Source organism: Halomonas sp. AOP7-B1-5 (assembly GCF_052353045.1).
GTDB classification, from domain to species: Bacteria; Pseudomonadota; Gammaproteobacteria; order Pseudomonadales; family Halomonadaceae; genus Vreelandella; species Vreelandella colorata.
The window spans coordinates 1-1537 of the sequence record NZ_JBQTDC010000101.1; the positions used below are offsets into that span (position 1 = coordinate 1).

Annotated in this window: 2 protein-coding genes; both read left to right on the forward strand. The window is 55.4% G+C overall.

Annotation, left to right across the window (positions count from 1 at the left end; translation table 11 throughout):
- Positions 1-75: 75 nt before the first annotated feature.
- Complete coding sequence (locus ACT3XD_RS19525; RefSeq protein ID WP_192539945.1) at positions 76-585, forward strand: transposase; 510 nt, start codon at positions 76-78, stop codon at positions 583-585.
- Positions 582-1537, forward strand: a 956-nt coding sequence (locus ACT3XD_RS19530) for an IS3 family transposase (RefSeq protein WP_225736376.1), incomplete at its 3' end; no start/stop codon positions are given. The genes ACT3XD_RS19525 and ACT3XD_RS19530, both read left to right, overlap by 4 nt.

The window sequence follows — 1537 nt, forward strand, 5'->3', positions numbered from 1 at the left end:
CCCCCTCTGTCAGCCTAGTTGTCCGGTTGGCGATATCGCCTTAACCTAATCCAGAGGGAGCGGCATGGAGTCCTTGTGCCACGTTATTCTGCAGAGCGTAAAGCAGCCGTTCTGAAAAAGTTATTGCCACCCCACAATCGCAGCGTGGTATCCGTTGCCACTGAAGAAGGCATCTCTGACGCGACGCTGTATAGTTGGTTAAAAAAGTGTCGAGAAAAAGGAGTGCCTGTGCCGGGTTACACACCAAGCGACAACGAATGGTCACCAGATGCCAAGCTCGCCGTGGTCATTGAAACCGCCACCCTGTCAGAAACCGAGCTGGGTGCTTACTGCCGCGAAAAAGGCCTTTATCCCGAGCAAATCCAGCAGTGGAAAGCCGCTTGTCTAGAGGGCGCTGGCCAACAAGAAGGCCAGCAAAGAACGGCACAGAAACAGCGGAAAGAAGACCGTAAGACGATCAAGCAGCTCAAAGCGGAAGTCCGCCGCAAAGACAGAGCCTTAGCGGAAACAACGTCGCTGCTGGTGCTCTCAAAAAAGCTAGACGCCTTGTACGGCGAAGACCCGAACAGCGGCGAGGACGACTGACGCCACTTGAGGAACGTGCAAGGCTCATTACGTTGTTTGACGAGGCGGTAACGGGAGGCGCTTCCCGTTACAAAGCCGCGGCGATGATAGACGTGAGCGAGCGCACGTTGAAACGCTGGCGTTCTGGGTGTGGCGCTGTGGTTGAGGATCGGCGTCCACGCGCGGTACAAGGCAGTCAGCCGCATCAGCTGACTCACGAGGAGGAACAGGCCATTTTAAACGCCTGCAATCGCCCCGAGTATCAGAGCCTGCCGCCGTCTCAAATCGTGCCCTCATTGGCAGATCAAGGGATCTACTTGGCCTCCGAGTCGTCGTTCTATCGAGTACTGAAAAAGCACCAACAGCAGCAGCACCGAGGGCGAATGAAGCCACGCCGCCAAGTACCTGAGCCGACAAGCTTTACTGCAACCGGGCCAAACCAGGTCTGGTGCTGGGACATCAGCTACTGTTCTTCCGTTGTGCGTGGCCAGCACTGGTATCTCTATCTGATCATGGATATCTACAGTCGTAAAATCATCGCCTGGGAAGTCCATGATGCGGAATCAGGCGAGTTAGCGAAACACTTGTTGGAACGCGCCTTATTGCGAGAAGGATGCTGGCATCAGCCCCCGGTGTTGCACTCGGATAATGGCGCGCCGATGACGTCTTATACGCTTAAAGCGAGGTTAACAGAGCTGGGGATGTTGATGTCTTACAGCCGACCAAGAGTGAGCAATGACAACCCTTACTCGGAAGCGCTGTTCCGTACCGTCAAATACTGTCCAGCATGGCCCACAAAGGGCTTTGCATCGCTGAGCGCAGTGCGTGACTGGATGCTGACGTTCGAGCGGGCTTACAACGAACAGCACCTGCATAGTGGCCTTCGGTACGTGACACCTGCTGACCGGCATCGAGGTGTCGACCGAGAACGTCTTGAGCACCGCAAAGCAGTTTATGAAAGTGCTAAGCGCCG